Consider the following 17709-nt stretch of genomic DNA (forward strand, 5'->3'; position numbering starts at 1 on the left):
CAGCCTTCTTACATCCCCTTACATCAATCGTCTACCCCTGTTGCTGATTCGGTTGACGGACTTTCGTTCGCACCCCTATAGTTACGGGATGATTTCTGAATTCATCGAACTATCCGAAAAAATCGACCGGCTTGCCGAGTTGACCCTCTCACTGCGCGCCGAGAATACTCAGTTGCGGCAATGGAATACACAGGTGCGCCAGTCGAATGCGCAGCTGTTCGCCGAAAAGGAGGCTTGCCTGGTGCGCCTGAACGAAGTGCAGCGCCGCGTCGAAGCGTTGCTGGCCCAGATGCCCGATCCGAACGGCGTGACCGTGGCGACCGTGCCGGCCCCACAGGCCGAGGGCGTGCAATGATCCAGCTCAATGTCACGATCATGGGCAGTTCCTATCGCCTGGTGTGCAAGGAGGGCGAAGAGCGCACCTTGCAGGAAGCGGTCAGTTATCTCGACGGCAAAATGTGCACCTTGCGCGATTCGGGCAAGGTCAAGGGAAATGACCGCATCGCCGTCATGGCCGCGCTCAATATGGCGGCTGAATTCCTGTCGGTGAAAACGCCGCAAGGGCCGCTTGCCGAAATGACGATGTTGGAAGTCAAGCAAAAACTCGGCGAGATGCACACGGTGCTCGACAACGCCCTGACTCCCCAGGAAAATCTGTTCTGAGTTTAATTTTGTTTGACATGACGGCACATCGGAGTAAACTCCGTCTCACCCTGCGGTGTTCGCGATTGCCATATATTCCTTGAACCATTTATGTGCACAGGTTGCGGAATCTTGTTTGATGGGAGTGAGCGTCGCTCGTTCGACGAACCCGAAATTGAACTAACTGCGACCGCCTTGAACCATTAGGTTCAGGATGCCGGTAAAGACGGCACATGCGGGGCACTGATTTTACTAAGCGGTTGCAAGCATTCGGTGCGCAACCGTTTTTTTATGGGCGCGCGCTTTGCTGTGCGAGGCGCAAAGCGGAGCAATTGCATGGCTTATTGGCTGATGAAGTCCGAACCGGACGAAGTAAGTATCGACGATGTGCTGGCCGCGCCCGGGCAAACGGTGGCGTGGTTCGGCGTGCGCAATTACCAGGCGCGTAATTTCATGCGCGACGGCATGCGGGTCGGCGACCTGGCCCTGTTTTATCATTCCAGCTGCGCCGAGCCGGGCGTCGCCGGGATTGTCGAAGTGTGCAGCGCCGCCTATCCGGACGCCAGCCAGTTCGACCAGGCCAGCCATTATTACGATCCGAAGGCTACGCTGGAACAGCCGCGCTGGATCAGCGTCGACGTGCGCGCCGTGCGCAAGACACCTCTGTTGAGCCTGAAGCAATTGCGCACCATCCCCGCCCTGGCCGACATGCGCCTGCTGGCCAAGGGCAGCCGCCTGTCGGTCATGCCGGTCGAAGCGCACGAGTGGGCCGCCATCGCGGCCCTGCTCCCGGCCCTCGGCGCCCAAAAATAACGTATCGGTTAGGCAACACGCTGCACCGGCGGCATACCCGCGTGCTATCGTGTCAGCATGCCGTCTTCCCGCCCGCGCTACCAACTTCGTTCCAGCCAGATCGCCTTGCTGTTTGGCGGCTTCCTGTTCGTGGCGATCGTGTCGGTGCTTGGCATAGCGAGCTGGACAGCCAGGAACCAGACCGTTGCCGAATGGCGCAAGCAGCTCAGCAACCTGTCGCTGGTGCTGGCCGAGCACATCGGCCAGCAAGTGACCTCGGCCTCGCTGGTGCTCGACAGCGTGGCCGACTCGGTGCAGGCGGCCGGGATCGACAGCGACGCCGCCCTGCGTGCGCAGATGGGCGGGCACGCCATGTTCGAGAGCATGCGCGACAAGACGCGCGGCTTGCCCCAGGTCGATGTGGTGACCATCGTGGCCGCCAACGGCGACGTGGTCAACTTCACGCGCGCCTGGCCGGCGCCGCCGATCAACCTGGCCGACCGCGATTATTTCCGCGCCCACCAGGGCAATGCCGGGCGCGCGCTGTTCATCAGCCAGCCGGTGCGCAACAAGGGCAATGGTCAATGGACGTTTTACCTGAGCCGGCGCCTGAGCGGTCCGAAGGGTGAACTGCTGGGCATCGTGCTGGTCGGTTTTTCGTCGGCCTCGCTGGCCGAGTTCTACAAGAAGATCACGCTCGGGGAAGGCGCCAGCATCTCGCTGTACCGGCGCGACTTTACCCTGCTGGCGCGCTGGCCCCATGTCGACGCGCTCATGGGCAAGGTCAACCGCAGCGGCTCGACCTTTCAGGTTATCGAGCAGATGGGCAAGCGCGACGACGTGATCCTGACCTCGGCGCCGCGCTTCGCCGAGGGCGGGGCCCCGGTGCTGCGCATGGGCGCGCCGCGCGTGGTGGGCAATTATCCGCTGATCGTCAACCTGACCATTTCCGAAGACTTGCTGCTGGCGCGCTGGCGCGAGTTCAGCATGGTGCGCCTGCTGCTGGCGGTGGTGGCCGGCGCGGCGGTGCTGTTCGCTTCGCTGGTGCTGTACCGCGTGCTGCGGCGGCGCGAGCAGGACCTGGAACTGACCCGTTCGCTGATGCTCAAGGCCGATGCCGCCAACCGCGCCAAATCCGATTTTTTGACCATGATGAGCCACGAAATCCGCACCCCGCTGACCTCGATCATCGGCTTTGCCGAACTGCTCGGCAGCGCGGCCGAACCGGCCCTGCGCGGCCAGGCTGGTCAGGTGATTTTGCGCAACGGCCAGCATCTGCTGAACGTGATCAACGATATCCTCGACCTGGCCAAGATCGAAGCCGGACGCCTCGGCCTCGAACACGTGCCGTTCTCGCCCGCCGAAGCGGCCTGGGGCGTCGAATCGGTGATGAGCGCCCAGGCCCGCAGCAAGGGCATCGATTTCATCCTGGTCATCGAGTATCCGCTGCCGGCCCAGGTGCTGGGCGACCCGACCCGCTGGAAGCAGGTCCTGTTCAACCTGTGCGGCAACGCCATCAAGTTCACCGAACTGGGCGCGGTGAGCATGACCGTGCGCTACGACCGCGCGCGCGCGTCGCTGGCCTGCGTTGTGGCCGACACCGGGATTGGCATGTCCGAGGCCCAGTTGGCCCAATTGTTCAAGCCGTTTTCGCAAGCCGACAGCACCACCACGCGCCGCTTCGGCGGCACCGGCCTGGGCTTGTATCTGGTGCGCGAGCTGGCCACCAAGATGGGCGGGGCGGTGACGGCGGCCAGCACCCCGGGCCAGGGATCGCACTTCGAGATTGCGATCCCGGCCAGCGCGCCGCAGGGCGCCGGCTGGCTCGACGCGGCGCCCGACTACGCCCGCGCGACCCCGGCCGAAGGCGGCGTGGCGCAGTTGCAGGGCAGGGTGCTGCTGGCCGAGGACGGTCCCGACAACCGTACCCTGGTCAGCGCCTTCCTGGGCCGGCGCGGGCTGGCCTGCGAACTGGCCGAAAACGGTGCGCAGGCGGTGGAACGGGCGCTGGCCGGCGATTTCGACCTGATCCTGATGGATATCCAGATGCCGGTCATGGATGGGGTGGCGGCCACCCGGGTGCTGCGCGCGGCCGGCCTGGCCTGCCCGATCGTGGCCCTGACCGCCAACATCATGCCCGAGGATGTGGCGCGCTACCTGGCCGCTGGCTGCTCCGACTGCCTTGGCAAGCCGCTCGACATGGCGCGCATGGACGCGCTGCTGGCGCGCCTGCTGGCGCCGGCGCCGGCGGCAGCCAGGGCGCCCTTCGATTTCGCCGACCTGGACGGCTATGACGAGATCATGCGCGCCTTCGAAGCGAGTTTGCCGCCGCGCCTGGCGCAGCTGGGGGCGCTGCTCGGGCAGGGCGCCGGCGCCGGCGCCGATGCCGCGGGCCTGGCGCATATGCTCAAGGGCAGCGCGGCCAGCTTTGGCTTTCCACGCGTGACCGAGCTGGCCGGCGCGATCGAGCAAGCGCTGCTCGGCGGCGACGGCGCCGCCGCCGCCGCCCTGCTGGCGCAATTGAATGCACTGGACGAGGTGCGGCGCGTGCTGGCCAAGGCAGCCCAGGCCGCAGCCGCGGAGCGCACGATGGACCAACCGGGAGAAGCGATATGAGCAGTATTGGCAGCATGAGCGGCACGGCGATATCAAGCAAGCACGACAGCACTATCCTGGTCGCCGACGACGAGCGCATGATGCGCGACTTGCTCACCAGCATCCTCAAGAGTTGCGGATACAGCCATTTCCTGTATGCCGCCGACGGCCAGCAGGCGCTCGAGCTGATGCGCCAGGAAGGGCCGGCGCTGGGCCTGGCCTTCCTGGACATCAATATGCCCGGCTTTACCGGCATCGAGCTGCTGGCCCTGGCGAAGCACTGCTGTCCGGCCTGCGACTGCATCATCGTCAGCGCCGACAGCGCGGTCGGGAATGTGATGGCGTCGCTCAGCGGCGGCGCGGCCGGCTTCGTGGTCAAGCCCTACACCCCCCGCAAGATCGCCGACGTGCTGGCCAAGTATACGCGCGGAGCGCAGTCATGAGCGCCGTCGGCGCGGCGCCGGCCAAGCGCCTGATCCTGCTGGTCGACGACGATGTGTTGATCCTCGGCTTGCTTGGCAAATTCCTGCAACTGGCCGGCTACGACGTGCGCATCGCCACCAGCGGCGCCATGGCGCTGGCCATGCTGGCCGAGAGCGGACGGGTGCCCGACCTGGCGCTGCTCGATGTGGCCATGCCGGGCATGTCCGGCCTGGAGCTGGCCGAACGGCTGCATGCCGATGGCGATATCCCGGTCATGTTCTTGTCGGGCACCGACGACCAGGCCACCGTGCGCCAGGCCATCGACGGCGGCGCCGTCGGCTACTTGGTCAAGCCGGTCGATACCGCGCGCATCGCCCCCAGCGTGCAGGCGGCGCTGGCGCGCGCCGACGAGCTGCGCCAGTTGCGCGGCAGCGAAAGCCGGCTTACGCAGGCCCTGGGGCAGGGCCGGGAAGTCGGCATGGCGGTCGGCATCCTGATGGAGCGCAACAAGACCGATCGCGAGACCGCGTTTCGCACGCTGCGCGAACACGCCCGCTCGCACCAGAGGAAGCTCAACGATGTCGCCGCCGAGATCCTGCAGGCGACCGAGACGCTCAACCTGTTCGGCGCGCGCGCCGGCGAACGCGAGCGCAAATAAGTAACAGGGGCTATTTTTTTTGAAAAATATAATTGCCATGTGGAAATAATAGGGTTAAGCTTGATCCTGTTCTCTCCGTTACGCCAGCGCCCGCGCTGATCTCCCCGCGACCCCTCCCCGTTGCAGGGAACGTAACGGAGGCCTCCCAGGCTGTCCCTTCCGGCAGCCGACGCAGCATCCCCGGCCCAGCTCCGCCGTTCGACGACCGTTCGTCTATCGTGCCAGCGCGCCATGTCTCCGCCTCCCTGTCACCCGACGCCCGGTTCTTTTTCACGCAAGGTTTGCGTAACCAGAACGAAAGCGATCTCATGTCCAACTTTACCAGCAGCACCGCCAGCACCGGCGCCGTCCGCGCGCCCGAGTACCTCGCCTTTACGCTCGGCGCCGAAGAATACGGCGTCGATATCCAGAAAGTGCAGGAATTGCGCGGCTACGACGCGGTTACCTGCATCGCCAACGCGCCGATGTACATCAAGGGCGTCATCAACCTGCGCGGGATCATCGTGCCGATCGTCGACCTGCGCATCAAATTCGGCAACGCGCTCCCGAGCTACGACCAGTTCACCGTGGTCATCATCCTCAACCTCGGCGCGCGCGTCATGGGGCTGGTGGTCGACAGCGTGTCCGACGTCAGCACCCTGGACCCGGCCCAGATCAAGGCGGCGCCGGCGATCGGCCCGGACTTCGGCAGCGGCTATGTGGCCGGGCTGGGCGTGATCGGCGCGCGCATGCTGATCCTGATCGACATCGAACGCCTGATGGCAGCCGACGCGCCGCACCTGCGCGACGCCATCGCCGCCTGAGCGCGGCGTCTTTCTCACCCTACACAAGGATTCATCATGAAAAACGCGAAATACAATATCGGTACCCGCCTCGGCTTCTGCTTCGCAGTGCTGCTCGCCATGACCCTGGCGCTGGCCGTGATCGGCTTGAACTCCCTGGCCAGTGTGCAGGCCAGGCTGCAGCACACCGTTCAGGGCAGCATGCTACGTATGGCGTCGCTGCACCAGATGGCCGACGCGGTGCATATCGTGGCCCGCGTTTCGCGCACGGTGGCATTGCTGGACGACGATGCCAGCATGGCGCGCGAATCGACCAAGATCATGGAGGCGCGGACACGCTACGACGCCGCCTTTACCGCCTTTGTCGGCAAAGTGGACATTGCCGAGGACAAGGCATTTGCGGCACAGTTGAGCGAACTGCAGCGCAGCGTCAGGCCGCTGAACACCGCGTTTCTTACGCTGGCGCGTGCCCACAAGCGGTCCGAAGCGACCACGCTGCTGATTAACCGCGCCGCGCCCGCCACGCAGCAATGGCAGGATGTGTTGAGCGTCGAAATCGAGGCGCAGCACAAGCAGATTGACGACGACCAAGCGGCAGCGACGACCAGCTATGAGCGCGCCCATACGCTGATGCTGGGACTGAGCGCACTGGCGCTGGCCATCGGCGCCGTGCTGGCCTGGCGCGTGACGCGGTCCATTACGGTACCGATCAACGCCGCCGTGTTGGTGGCGCAGACGGTGGCCGCTGGCGACCTGACCAGTACCATCCTTGGCCATGAGGGCGACGAGACCGGGCGCCTGATGCTGGCGCTCAAGGACATGAACGACAGCCTGGCCAATATCGTCGGCCAGGTGCGCGGCGGCACCGACAGCATCGCCACCGCCTCGGCCGAAATCGCCAGCGGCAACCTGGACCTGTCTTCGCGCACCGAGCAGCAAGCCAGTTCGCTGGAAGAGACCGCATCGTCGATGGAAGAGATGACGTCGACCACGCGCCAGAACGCCGAGAATGCGCGCCAGGCCAATGTGCTGGCGGCTTCAGCCTCGGCGGTGGCGCACAAGGGCGGCGCGGTGGTGGCGCGGGTGGTCGACACCATGCAGGACATTAATGACGCCTCGCGCAAGATCGTCGACATCATCGCGGTGATCGACGGCATCGCCTTCCAGACCAATATCCTGGCCCTGAACGCCGCCGTGGAAGCGGCCCGGGCCGGCGAACAGGGACGCGGCTTTGCCGTGGTCGCGTCCGAAGTGCGCAACCTGGCGCAGCGCTCGGCGGCGGCGGCCAAGGAAATCAAGATGCTGATCGGAACCTCGGTCGAGAAGGTCGATTTCGGCGCAAAACTAGTGGGCGAAGCCGGCGCGACCATGAGCGAGATTGTCGCCAGCGTGCAGCGCGTGACCGATATCATGGCCGAGATCAGCGCCGCCAGCGTGGAACAGGAGGCCGGCATCGAACAGATTAACCAAGCCATCGGCGAAATGGATACCGTGACCCAGCAGAACGCCGCGCTGGTCGAGGAGGCCGCCGCCGCCGCCGAAGCGCTGCAGGAACAGACGGCCGGCCTGGCCGCAGTGGTCGGGGTGTTCACGCTGACCGCCCCCCCGGCTGCCGCGCATGCTGCTCCCCGTAGCGCCCCCCGCAGCGCCACGGTCGTCACACTGCATCCGCCGCGCCGCGCGGCGCCGGTCAAGGCTGCGGTGCGCCCGCTGCGGGTTGCCAACGGACGCACCAATGAGGCCTGCTGGGAAAAGTTCTGAGGCTGCCCGCCCGCTGCGCCCCCGGGCGCGGCGGCAGGCGCAGGCCGATGTTCACCGCGCCGGCACCCGCACAGCGTTGCCGCCATCCCACCGACGCCCGGCGTTTTCTGAAAAATAATTGCGATGGGCAATTAATGTAGATAAGCTTGACCCGACACGGCTGATGCCGTGTCGCATGCCGCCCCTCCCGCCGTCCCCCCCCCGCGCTGGCGGGAAATGCCTCGGTCACGCGCTCCATCGCCATGCCTATCAACTTCGCCGTGCGCGTAGCGCAAAAGGTGGCGGCGGGCGACCTGACCAGCACCATCGACGGCCACGACGACGACGAAACCGGGCGCCTGATGCTGGCGCCGCATCACATGAACGACAGCTTGTTCAATATCGTCGGCCAGGTACGCGCGGACGCCGCCAGCATCACGGCGGCTTCGGGCGACCTTGCCGGCGGCAACCTGGACCTGTCGGCGCCTACCGAGCGGCAGATCGGTGCGCTCGTAGAAACCGCGTGTCGATGGAAGAAATGACCTCGAGCACGCGCCGGAACGCGGACAATGCGCGCCAGGCCAACGTGCTGGTGGCATCGGCCTTGGCAGTGGCGGAAAAGGGCGGCGTGGTGGTCGCGCCGGTGGTCGAGACCATGAGTGGCAGCAACGACGCCTCGCGCGAGATTGTCGACATCATCTCGGTGATCGACGCCAGTGCGTTCCAGACGAATATTCTGGCCCTGAACGCCGCCGTGGAGGCGGCGCGGGCCGGCGAGCAGGGACGCGGCGTTGCCGTGGTCGCCTCCGAAGTGCGCAACCCGGGCGCGCAGCGCCAGGATCGTCACGCTCGCTCCGGTACGGCGCCCAGTGGCGTCCCGGTAAGACCACGACCGTTGCGGGTAGCCAACGGTCTGAGCGGCGCAAGCGGCTGGTGACAGCGCCGCAGCATGTTCGGATACTCTAGTTGCTATGTGGAAATTAGTGCGCTATGCTGTCATCTGCTTGTCCCGATCGCGCCGCCAGTGCCTGGCGGCTATCCCGCAACCCCTCCCCGTTGCCGGGATAGCGCCCCGGAATCGTTGTGCAAGGCTGCCCCGATCCGGGCAGCCGCCGTTTCCCCCCCCGGCCCCACCCCGCCGCTTGATGACCGACCGTCATGTCAGCGTCCTGTGGATCGCCCGCTGCCGCCGTACGGCCGGTTCCCCACGTGCAAACGTCGTGTCCGAACCGAAGGAACAGCATGTCCCATACCGATTTTCCCATCACCGCCGCTTCTGCGCGCGGCAACGCACTGCCGCGTGGCGTCGCCTTGGCGAAGGGCGCCTGTCCTTGCCGCTTGTCCGGCAACGATGAACCGAGGTCCCCATCATGACATTATCCAGCCTGAAAATCGCCCAGCGCCTCGGCCTCGGCACGCTGCTGGCCTTGCTGGCCCCGATCGCCGCACCGGGCATCCTTGATCTGCAGCGCCTGCAGGACGATAGCACCATCCTGGTCGGCAATCACCGGTCCCAGGCCAAGGTCGCAGGCGAGGCGCTCGACAATGCGTGCGGCAGCATCGTGCGCGCCGTGGAGCATGCGTGATGGCGGGCGCCTGGGGGGAATGGGATGACCAGGCCGGCGGCGTCCCCGCCGGCTACGCGGGCAGCTCCCTGCTGATCGAGCAGATGCGCAGGGAATTCATGATGAGCTTGCTCCAGGATGGGGCGCCGGAACACTTGCCCGGCGGACTGGATGGGCTGGCCGCGGCCACCTTGGGCGGGGCCCATCCGGGCCTGAAAGCCTTGCTCGAGATGGCCGCCAGTTACCGCACCCAGCTCGCGTTTCAGATCCGTTGCGTGCTCGACGCCCAGGCCGCCCATGGCGGCGCCGCCGCCGCCATGCCGCGCGTGCTGCTCATCGATGCCGGCCAGACGTTGCGGCGCAGCGTTGCCGCGCTGCTCGAACCGGGTTGCCGCATGGTGCAGGCCGCCAGTGTGCGCGACGCCGCCACCTTGCTGGCCGGCGCGCGCTTTCGCCTGGTGGTCGCCGACAGTGGCGTGACCGGGGTCGCAGCCCTGCTGGCCGCCTACGCAGGCTGGGGCGGTGCCGCGCCGGTGCTGCTGTTTTGCGGGGCTCAGGCCACAGCCGCCGGCGCCGCCGGACAACTTGCGCCGGTGCTGCGCGCGTTCGGCGGCCCCGGCCTTGCGCGGGGTGGCGCGTGAGCACGCCGGCGTTTTCTACGGTCAAGCTGCGCGTGCTGGTGGTCGACGACGATCCGCTGCACTGTGCCCTGATGCTGGCCTTGCTGCGCCGGCTCGGGGTGTCGCAGCCGCTCGCCGCCAGCGACGGCGCGGCTGGCTTGGCCGTGTTGGCCGACAATCCCCGAGCGTTCGATCTGGTGATCGCCGACCTGAACATGCCGGGCATGGACGGCATGGCTTTTGTGCGCCGCGCCAGTGCGCTCTCGGCTTGCCGCTTTGCGCTGTCGTCGGCCTTCGGGAGTGGGGTGCTGGCGTGCGCCATGGAGGCGGCGCAAGAACACGGCCTGGCAATGGCGGGCGTGTTGCCCAAACCGGTGGAGGCGGCGCGCCTGGCAAGCTTGCTCGACATGGCGCGCGCGAGCGCGGCCCCGGCGGCGGCGCCACGCGTGCGCTGGAGCCGCCCGCAACTGGCGCGGGCGCTGGGCGCCGGTCAGTTCGAACCGTATTTCCAGCCACAGTGCGCGCTGCTAGGCGGGGCCTGCCGGCAAGTTGAAATGCTGGCGCGCTGGCGCCATCCGCAACTGGGCATGCTCGGTCCAGAGCACTTCATCGCGGCCATGGAGGAGGATGACTTGCTGGACAGCCTGACCGATCATCTGCTGGGCAAGGCGCTGGCCTGGCTGGCGCGCTGGCAGGCCGGCGGCATCGCACTGAGGGTGGCGCTGAACGTGTCGCCGCGCAGCGCGCAGCACCATGATTTTGCCGATCGTATGCTGGCGCTGGCGCGTACCTACGGCATCGCAACGCAACGCATTACCCTGGAACTGACCGAAACGGCGCTGGCCGGATGCGCCGCCGATCTGCTCGATTCGGTGGTACGTCTGCGTATGCACGGTTTCGAGCTGGCCATCGACGATTTCGGGGTTGGCTATTCGTCGTTGCAACGGATCGCTGCGCTGCCGGTCACCGAACTCAAGATCGACCGCAGCTTCGTGAGGGCCGCCGGCGCCAGCGATAAAGGCTTGCTGATTTTGTGCTCGATTACCGAACTGGCCGCCAACCTGGGTTTGCGGGCGGTGGCCGAAGGCATCGAAACCGCCGCCGATGCCGAGTTGCTGCACGCGCTCGGCTGCGCCATTGGCCAGGGATTCTTCCTGGCCCCGCCGATGGCCGGGCCGGCGCTGGCGCCGTGGTATCGCCAGCGCCCCGGCTTGCACAAGGCGGCCGGGCTTGGTGTAAAGTAGGCGCTCCCGACCGAAAATGTTCTCTTTTGGAAATTTATGATGCAATCGATCTCTGCCGGCGTCGTGCCGCCGGCGGGCACTGTGCAGGAGGCCCGATGGCCTGGAGCCTGATCCTGATACTGCTGGCCATGGGCGCCGCCGGCGGCTTCGCGGCCGGGTTGCTGGGCATCGGCGGCGGCATGGTGCTGGTGCCCTTCATTACGATGATCTACACCGCCGAGCATTTTCCGCCCGACGCGGTGGTGCACATGGCAATCGCCACCTCGCTCGCCACCATCATGTTTACGTCCCTGTCGTCGGTGCGCGCGCATCACGCCCATGGCGCCGTGCTGTGGCCAATCGTGCGCATGCTCACGCCCGGCATCGTGCTCGGTTCCTGGATCGGGCCGTGGCTGGGCAAGCAGCTCAACACCACCGCGCTGGCGCTGGTGTTCGCCGCCTTCGTGGCGTTTTCGGCCACCCAGATGTTGAGTGGGAAGAAGCCCGCCGGCGCGCGCGAGCTGCCCGGCGCGCCCGGCATGTTCGCCGCCGGCGGCGTGTTCGGCGTGGTCTCGGGCGTGGTGGGGGCGGGCGGTGGCTTCATGTCGATCCCGTTCATGACCTGGTGTAACGTCAAGATCCACAACGCGGTCGCCACCAGCGCCGCGCTGGGCTTTCCGATTGCGCTCTCGGGCACCTTGTCGAACATCTGGTTCGGCTGGGACCAGCCCGGCCTGCCGCCGTATTCGCTCGGCTACATCTACCTGCCGGCGCTGGCCGTGATTGCCACGGCCAGCGTGCTGGCGGCGCCGCTGGGCGCGCGCGCCGCGCACCGCATGCCGGTGCAACAGTTAAAACGCATCTTTGCGTTCATTTTGTATGCGCTGGCCGGTTATATGCTGTGGAAGGCGTTTCACTGACAGCGCCTTTCCTGTAGGCCCACACCAGCATGGCGATGCCGCCCGCGATCATCGGCAGCGACAGCATCTGGCCCGACGTGACCGGCAAGCCGGCCACGCTGACCTGCCAGTCCGGCACGCGGAAGTATTCGGTGAAAAAGCGCGCGCAGCCGTACAGCAGGGTGAACATCGCCCCCACCGCCAGGCGCGGGCGCTCCTTGCGCGCATAGATCCACAGCAGCACGAACACCACCAGGCCGTCGACGATCAACTGGTACAGCGGCGACGGATGGCGCGGTCCCTGCACGCCCGGCCACAGCATGGCCCACGGCAGGCTGGGGTCGGCCACGCGGCCCGGCAGTTCGGCATTGATGAAGTTGCCCATGCGTCCGGCGGCATAGCCGAGCGGGACCAGCGGGGCGATGAAATCGTAGACGTCGAGCAGATTGCGCTTGGCCTTGCGCGCCCACAATCCCATGGCCAGCAGCACCCCGAGAAAGCCGCCGTGGAACGACATGCCGCCCTGCCACACCTTGAAGATCGCCACCGGATCGGCCATGAAGCGCGCCGGTTGATAGAAGAAGACTTCGCCCAGGCGCCCGCCGATGATCACTCCGAGCATGCCGTAGAACAGCATGTCGTCCAGGTCTTCCTTTTTCCAGCCGCGCGCGGCGATGTGCGGCTGCCTGATGCGCACGCGCCCGAGGGCGAGGAACATGGCGAACGCCAGCACGTACATCAGGCCGTACCAGTGCACGTGCAGCGGGCCGAGCGAAAAGGCGACGGGGTCAGGCATCGGGTGGGTCAGCATCGGTATTCTTTCGTAGTAAATCCAAAAAGCCCTGCAGGACCGGCGAGACGGCGTCGCGCCGCCAGGCCAGCCCGGTTTCCACCTGCGGCGTCGGATCGCGCAGGGCCCGGTATTCTACGCCGGGCCGCATCAGGTTGGACACCGATTGTGGCACAAGTGCCATCCCCATGCCGGCCGAGACGAGGCTGACGATGGTCTGCATCTGGATCGCTTCCTGCCCGATCTCGGGGGTGATGCCGGCCGCGCGAAAGCAGGCCAGGATGGCGTCGTGCAGGGCCGGCGCGATCGGGCGCGGAAAGATGATCAGCGGCAGCGGCGGCAGCGCGGCCAGGGCCACCGCCTGGCCGGGCGCGCCGCTGACGACGCCGGCCGGCAGGGCCACGATCAGCGGCTCGGTCAGCACCTTCAGGTAATCGAGCTCCAGGCGCGCCTTGTCCGGCAGCGGCGCGATCAAGAGGCCGGTATCGATGCGCCCGTGCAGCAGGTCGTCGATCTGGACGTCGGAAGTCGCTTCCTGCAGCGCGATACTTACTTGCGGAAAAGCCGCGCGGTAGCGGCGCAGGAAGGGCGGCAGCACGCTGTAATCGGCCGAGGACACGAACGCCAGCGACAGGCGCCCGGCCGCGCCGCCGGCCGCGCGTTGCACCAGTGCGGGAAGAAGGGCGCTGGCGGCCAGGATGCGGCGCGCTTCCGGCAGCAGGGCGGCGCCGGCCGGCGTGAGCTCGACGGCGCGGCGGCTGCGCGCGAACAGCGGCGCGCCGAGCAACTCTTCGAGTCCCTGGATGGTTTGCGACAGCGGCGGCTGGGTCATGTGCAGGCGTAGCGCGGCTTTGCCGAAGTGAAGTTCTTCGGCGACGGCGACAAAATAGCGCAACTGGCGCAGTTCAAGGTGCATCGATATGGCTTTCCATCTCAATCGGGGGCTGTGATATGAATCGCGACTCACAGGCATGCAAATGATATATTTGACGCGCGCTTGCCTGCAAGGCATTCTTGTCGCTATCAAATCATCCGGAGCAAGCCATGTCAGACCAGCCACGCTACAACCGTCGTTCCCGCAACATCACCGAAGGCGTCTCGCGCAGCCCGAACCGCTCGATGTACTACGCCATGGGCTATGAAACCGAGGACTTCGACAAGCCGATGATCGGCATCGCCAACGGCCACTCCACCATTACCCCGTGCAACTCGGGCCTGCAAAAGCTGGCCGACATTGCCATTACCACGATCAAGGCGGCCGGCGCCAATCCCCAGGTGTTCGGCACGCCGACCATTTCGGACGGCATGTCGATGGGCACGGAAGGCATGAAATATTCGCTCATCTCGCGCGAAGTGATCGCCGACTGCATCGAAACAGCCGTCAACGGCCAGTGGATGGATGGCGTGGTCGTGATCGGCGGCTGCGACAAGAACATGCCGGGCGGGATGATCGCCCTGGCGCGCACCAATGTGCCTGGCATTTATGTGTACGGCGGCACCATCAAGCCGGGCAACTGGAAAGGCAAGGACCTGACCATCGTCTCGGCCTTCGAGGCGGTGGGGGAATTTACGGCCGGGCGCATGTCGAAGGAAGACTTCGACGGCATCGAGCGCAACGCCTGCCCCTCGGCCGGTTCCTGCGGCGGCATGTACACGGCCAACACCATGTCGTCCTCGTTCGAGGCGCTGGGAATGGGTTTGCTGTATTCGTCGACCATGGCCAATCCGGACGATGAAAAGGTCGGCTCGGCCGCCGAATCGGCGCGCGTGCTGGTCGAGGCCGTTAAAAAGGACCTCAAGCCGCGCGACATCATCACCCGCAAATCGATCGAGAACGCCGTTTCCCTGATCATGGCCACGGGCGGCTCGACCAACGCCGTGCTGCATTACCTGGCGATTGCCCACGCGGCCGAAGTCGAGTGGACCATCGACGACTTCGAGCGCGTGCGCCAGAAAGTGCCGGTCATCTGTAACCTCAAGCCGTCCGGGCAGTACGTGGCGACCGACCTGCACAAGGCCGGCGGCGTGCCGCAAGTGCTCAAGCTCTTGCTCGACGCCGGCCTCTTGCACGGCGACTGCATCACCATTACCGGCCGCACGATCGCCGAGGAACTGGCCGAGATCCCGTCGGTACCAGACCCGAAGCAGGATGTTATCCGCACGATCGACAAGGCGCTGTACCGCCAGGGGCACCTGGCTATCCTCAAGGGAAATCTGTCGCCGGAAGGCTGCGTGGCCAAGATCACCGGGCTGAAAAATCCCGTGATCACCGGTCCGGCGCGCGTGTTCAACGACGAATATACGGCCATGGATGCGATCCTGGCCGACGGCATCAAGGCGGGCGACGTGCTGGTGATGCGTTACCTGGGGCCGAAGGGCGGTCCCGGCATGCCGGAAATGCTGGCGCCGACGGCGGCGCTGATCGGCAAGGGACTGGGCGAATCGGTGGGCTTGATTACGGACGGACGTTTTTCGGGCGGGACCTGGGGCATGGTGGTCGGCCACGTGGCGCCGGAAGCCTTCGATGGCGGTACGATTGCCTTGGTGGAAGAGGGCGACTCGGTGACCATCGATGCGCATCAGCAACTGATCCAGCTGAATGTGAGCGATGAGGAAATTGCCCGCCGCCGCGCCAACTGGGTCAAGCCGGCGCCGCGCTATACGCGCGGGGTGCTGGCCAAGTTCGCGGCACTGGCCTCGTCGGCCAGCAAGGGAGCGGTGACGGGGTAAATAAACCGTCGCTTCTGGCCGTTTCTGGCCGTCGACCCATAAACCGTCGCCCCCGCGCAGGCGGGGGTCCATACCACCTTTGATCACAGGTGCCATGGACCCCCGCCTGCGCGGGGGCGACGGTGTTTAAGTCAACGGCCGGATTGGCGCACCGGCGACGGTGTTTAAGTCAGAGGCCGGATTGGCGCGGGGGCGACGGTGTTTGAGTCAGAGGCCGGATTGGCGCGCAGGCGCCGGTCTTCAGGTCATCGGCGCTCGCGCTTGCCCGGCGCTCAAGAGCCTAGCGCTTGTTGGCCTTGTCAAACGCTTCCTTGATGCGGTCCTTGCGCCGTTGCTCATCGACGTTGTGGGCTTTTTTCTTGTCCAGTCCGAAAATCTTTTCGACAAACTCGAACCACAGGAAGGCCACGAACATCAGCCCGATGATCCACCACCACGACAACTCGGCAAAACGCCAGACTTCGAAATAGCGCAGGCCCACAAGCGCTGCAATTAATAGAATCACTGGCATGACAAACTCCTTTTCATATGCGTATCTTACAAACAATTGTCCCGGAGGGGCAGTAAAATCGTGTCCTCTGGCAAATAGTTGGGTCAACCATACACACGCTTGACCCGTTATAGAGCGTGTGGCCGCACATTCGCATTGACGAAACACGGTAAAATTGCACTCAGTTGTTCACTCTGGAGAAATACATGAAACGGTCCTTGATGTTGTTCACGGTATTGTCGGCACTGGCCTCGTCGAGCGCCATGGCGAACGCCGATCTGGCAAAAGCAAAAAATTGCATGGCTTGCCACGCGGTCGCGAACAAGGTAGTCGGGCCTGCCTACAAGGATGTTGCGGCCAAGTATGCCGGCCAGAAGGATGCCGAAGCCAAGCTGGTGGCCAAAGTCTTGAAGGGCGGCGCCGGCGCATGGGGCGCGGTACCGATGCCAGCCAATCCGCAGGTGAGCGACGCTGAAGCGCATACCCTGGTGAAATGGATCCTGGCCCAGAAGTAAATCGCCGCACCCAACAAAAAACGCGCTGTGAGCGCGTTTTTTTATGCCGCAAGCGTTGGCCGCAGCCAACGCCCGACAGCGCTTACTTGACCACGGACATCTTGGTCTTCTTGCCACCCTTGTAGGTGTACATGGTCAGCGCGCCATCCTTGATGTCGCCCTTGTCATCGAACTGGATCAGGCCGGTAACGCCCTGATACTTGATTTTTTGCAGTTCCGGCAGGTACTTGACCGGGTCAGCCGACTTGGCGTTCTGCATCGCCGTCGCCATCACCATCACCGCATCGTACACATACGGCGAATACAGCTGCACGCTTTCGTTCGGGAAGCGTTTCTTGTAGCGCGCCACGAAGTCGGCGAACGATTTTTCTTGCTCGCCGCTCACGCCGCCCGCTTCGGCGCAGGTGACGTTGCCTTCGCCCACGCCGTCACCGGCCAGGCGCGCCAGCGATTCGGTGCAAATGCCGTCGCCGCCCATGAACTTGGCGTTGATGCCGAGCGCCTTCATTTGCTTGAGCATCGGGCCGCCGACCGCATCCATGCCGCCGAAGAAGACCAGGTCCGGCTTCTTGTTCTTGATCGAGGTCAGGATGGCGGTGAAATCGGTCGCGGTGGCGCTGGTGAATTCCTTGCCGACGATTTTGACCGCCGGATTCTGGGCTTTGGCGCCCTTGAGGAATTCGGTGGCCACGCCCTGGCCGTAGGCCGAGCGGTCATCGATCACGGCAATGTTGGTGGCCTTCAGGGTGTCGACCGCGTAGCGGCCCAGGGTGCCGCCGAGCTTGTTGTCGTTGGCGACCACGCGGAAGGCCGACTTGAAGCCTTGCTTGGTGTATTCGGGGATCGTGGAAGACGGGGAAATCTGGGGAATCCCGGCGTTGTGGTAAATCCGCGAAGCCGGTACGGTGGTGCCCGAATTGAGGTGGCCGATCACGCCGTTGACCTTGGCATCGACCAGTTTTTGCGCCACGGCCGTGCCCTGCTTGGGATCGGCGCCGTCGTCTTCCAGCACCAGTTCCAGCTTGACCTTCTTGCCATTGATCATGAAGCCTTTGGCGTTCAATTCTTCCACGGCCATCTTGGCGCCGTTCTCGTTATCCTTGCCCAGGTGCGCGCTGGCGCCCGAAATCGGACCGACGTGGCCGATCTTGACGATGTCTTGTGCGCTGGCGCTGCCGGCGAAGGCCATGGCGATTGCGAGTGGAATGAGTTTGGTCGTTAACTGCATGTGCATTCTCCATTGGA

General features: G+C 65.2%; 18 protein-coding genes, 1 other RNA gene and 1 pseudogene. 16 read left to right on the plus strand and 4 right to left on the minus strand.

The window, feature by feature from the left end:
* Positions 1–88: 88 nt before the first annotated feature.
* From F0185_RS01610 to F0185_RS01680, 14 genes and pseudogenes are all read left to right on the plus strand, one after another.
* Positions 89–355 (plus strand): hypothetical protein, encoded by a 267-nt coding sequence (locus tag F0185_RS01610; RefSeq protein ID WP_167220959.1) that lies wholly within the window; start codon positions 89–91, stop codon positions 353–355.
* Positions 352–663 carry a cell division protein ZapA gene (locus tag F0185_RS01615; protein WP_166882511.1) on the plus strand — a complete coding sequence of 104 codons (312 nt, stop codon included), beginning with the start codon at positions 352–354 and terminating at the stop codon, positions 661–663. The genes F0185_RS01610 and F0185_RS01615 overlap by 4 nt, the downstream gene beginning before the upstream one ends.
* A gap of 44 nt (positions 664–707) precedes the next feature.
* A non-coding RNA gene (ssrS, locus tag F0185_RS01620) (6S RNA) lies at positions 708–888 on the plus strand.
* Positions 889–978: 90 nt separating this feature from the next.
* Complete coding sequence (locus F0185_RS01625) at positions 979–1455, plus strand: EVE domain-containing protein (RefSeq protein WP_167220961.1); 477 nt, start codon at positions 979–981, stop codon at positions 1453–1455.
* 57 nt (positions 1456–1512) lie between these two features.
* Entirely contained in the window at positions 1513–4050 is a 2538-nt protein-coding gene (locus tag F0185_RS01630) for an ATP-binding protein (RefSeq protein WP_167220963.1), read from the plus strand.
* Positions 4047–4472, plus strand: coding sequence for a response regulator (locus F0185_RS01635; protein ID WP_167220965.1), 426 nt, complete (start codon positions 4047–4049; stop codon positions 4470–4472). Before F0185_RS01630 ends, F0185_RS01635 begins: the two co-directional genes overlap by 4 nt.
* A complete protein-coding gene (locus F0185_RS01640; protein ID WP_167220967.1) occupies positions 4469–5110 on the plus strand; it encodes an ANTAR domain-containing response regulator in 642 nt (213 codons plus the stop codon). Before F0185_RS01635 ends, F0185_RS01640 begins: the two co-directional genes overlap by 4 nt.
* 308 nt (positions 5111–5418) lie before the next feature.
* Positions 5419–5913 (plus strand): chemotaxis protein CheW, encoded by a 495-nt coding sequence (locus tag F0185_RS01645; protein WP_167220968.1) that lies wholly within the window; start codon positions 5419–5421, stop codon positions 5911–5913.
* 36 nt (positions 5914–5949) lie between these two features.
* Positions 5950–7653 carry a methyl-accepting chemotaxis protein gene (locus F0185_RS01650; RefSeq protein ID WP_167220970.1) on the plus strand — a complete coding sequence of 568 codons (1704 nt, stop codon included), beginning with the start codon at positions 5950–5952 and terminating at the stop codon, positions 7651–7653.
* A 224-nt stretch (positions 7654–7877) separates the two neighbouring features.
* Positions 7878–8452, plus strand: a pseudogene (locus F0185_RS34345) (methyl-accepting chemotaxis protein); the annotation flags it as partial.
* 550 nt (positions 8453–9002) lie between these two features.
* Complete coding sequence (locus F0185_RS01665) at positions 9003–9218, plus strand: hypothetical protein (RefSeq protein WP_167220974.1); 216 nt, start codon at positions 9003–9005, stop codon at positions 9216–9218.
* Positions 9218–9838 carry a hypothetical protein gene (locus F0185_RS01670; RefSeq protein WP_167220976.1) on the plus strand — a complete coding sequence of 207 codons (621 nt, stop codon included), beginning with the start codon at positions 9218–9220 and terminating at the stop codon, positions 9836–9838. Before F0185_RS01665 ends, F0185_RS01670 begins: the two co-directional genes overlap by 1 nt.
* A complete protein-coding gene (locus tag F0185_RS01675; protein WP_167220978.1) occupies positions 9835–11061 on the plus strand; it encodes an EAL domain-containing response regulator in 1227 nt (408 codons plus the stop codon). The genes F0185_RS01670 and F0185_RS01675 overlap by 4 nt, the downstream gene beginning before the upstream one ends.
* A gap of 95 nt (positions 11062–11156) precedes the next feature.
* A complete protein-coding gene (locus F0185_RS01680; RefSeq protein WP_167220980.1) occupies positions 11157–11960 on the plus strand; it encodes a sulfite exporter TauE/SafE family protein in 804 nt (267 codons plus the stop codon).
* Here F0185_RS01680 and lgt read toward each other — a convergent pair.
* Positions 11911–12750 carry a prolipoprotein diacylglyceryl transferase gene (lgt, locus tag F0185_RS01685; protein WP_167220982.1) on the minus strand — a complete coding sequence of 280 codons (840 nt, stop codon included), beginning with the start codon at positions 12748–12750 and terminating at the stop codon, positions 11911–11913. The two genes, F0185_RS01680 and lgt, sit on opposite strands and share 50 nt — an antisense overlap.
* Positions 12728–13645, minus strand: a complete 918-nt coding sequence (locus tag F0185_RS01690; RefSeq protein WP_167220984.1) for a LysR substrate-binding domain-containing protein — start codon at positions 13643–13645, stop codon at positions 12728–12730. The genes lgt and F0185_RS01690 overlap by 23 nt, the downstream gene beginning before the upstream one ends.
* 128 nt (positions 13646–13773) lie before the next feature.
* On the opposite strand from F0185_RS01690, the gene ilvD reads away from it, so the two are divergent.
* Entirely contained in the window at positions 13774–15459 is a 1686-nt protein-coding gene (gene ilvD / locus F0185_RS01695; RefSeq protein ID WP_167220986.1) for a dihydroxy-acid dehydratase, read from the plus strand.
* Between the two features lie 280 nt (positions 15460–15739).
* On the opposite strand, the gene F0185_RS01700 is transcribed toward ilvD, so the two are convergent.
* The gene (locus tag F0185_RS01700; protein ID WP_167220988.1) at positions 15740–15970 is read right to left on the minus strand and encodes a TIGR04438 family Trp-rich protein; all 231 of its coding nucleotides are present in this window, start codon (positions 15968–15970) and stop codon (positions 15740–15742) included.
* A gap of 185 nt (positions 15971–16155) precedes the next feature.
* Between F0185_RS01700 and F0185_RS01705 the strand changes: the two genes are divergently transcribed.
* A complete protein-coding gene (locus tag F0185_RS01705) occupies positions 16156–16464 on the plus strand; it encodes a c-type cytochrome (RefSeq protein ID WP_167220990.1) in 309 nt (102 codons plus the stop codon).
* A gap of 82 nt (positions 16465–16546) precedes the next feature.
* Here the strand turns inward: F0185_RS01705 and F0185_RS01710 are convergent, their stop codons facing one another.
* Entirely contained in the window at positions 16547–17692 is a 1146-nt protein-coding gene (locus F0185_RS01710; protein ID WP_167220992.1) for a branched-chain amino acid ABC transporter substrate-binding protein, read from the minus strand.
* Between the last annotated feature and the right edge of the window lie 17 nt (positions 17693–17709).

It is taken from the genome of Massilia rubra (genome assembly GCF_011682065.1).
Taxonomy (GTDB): Bacteria; Pseudomonadota; Gammaproteobacteria; order Burkholderiales; family Burkholderiaceae_D; genus Telluria_A; species Telluria_A rubra.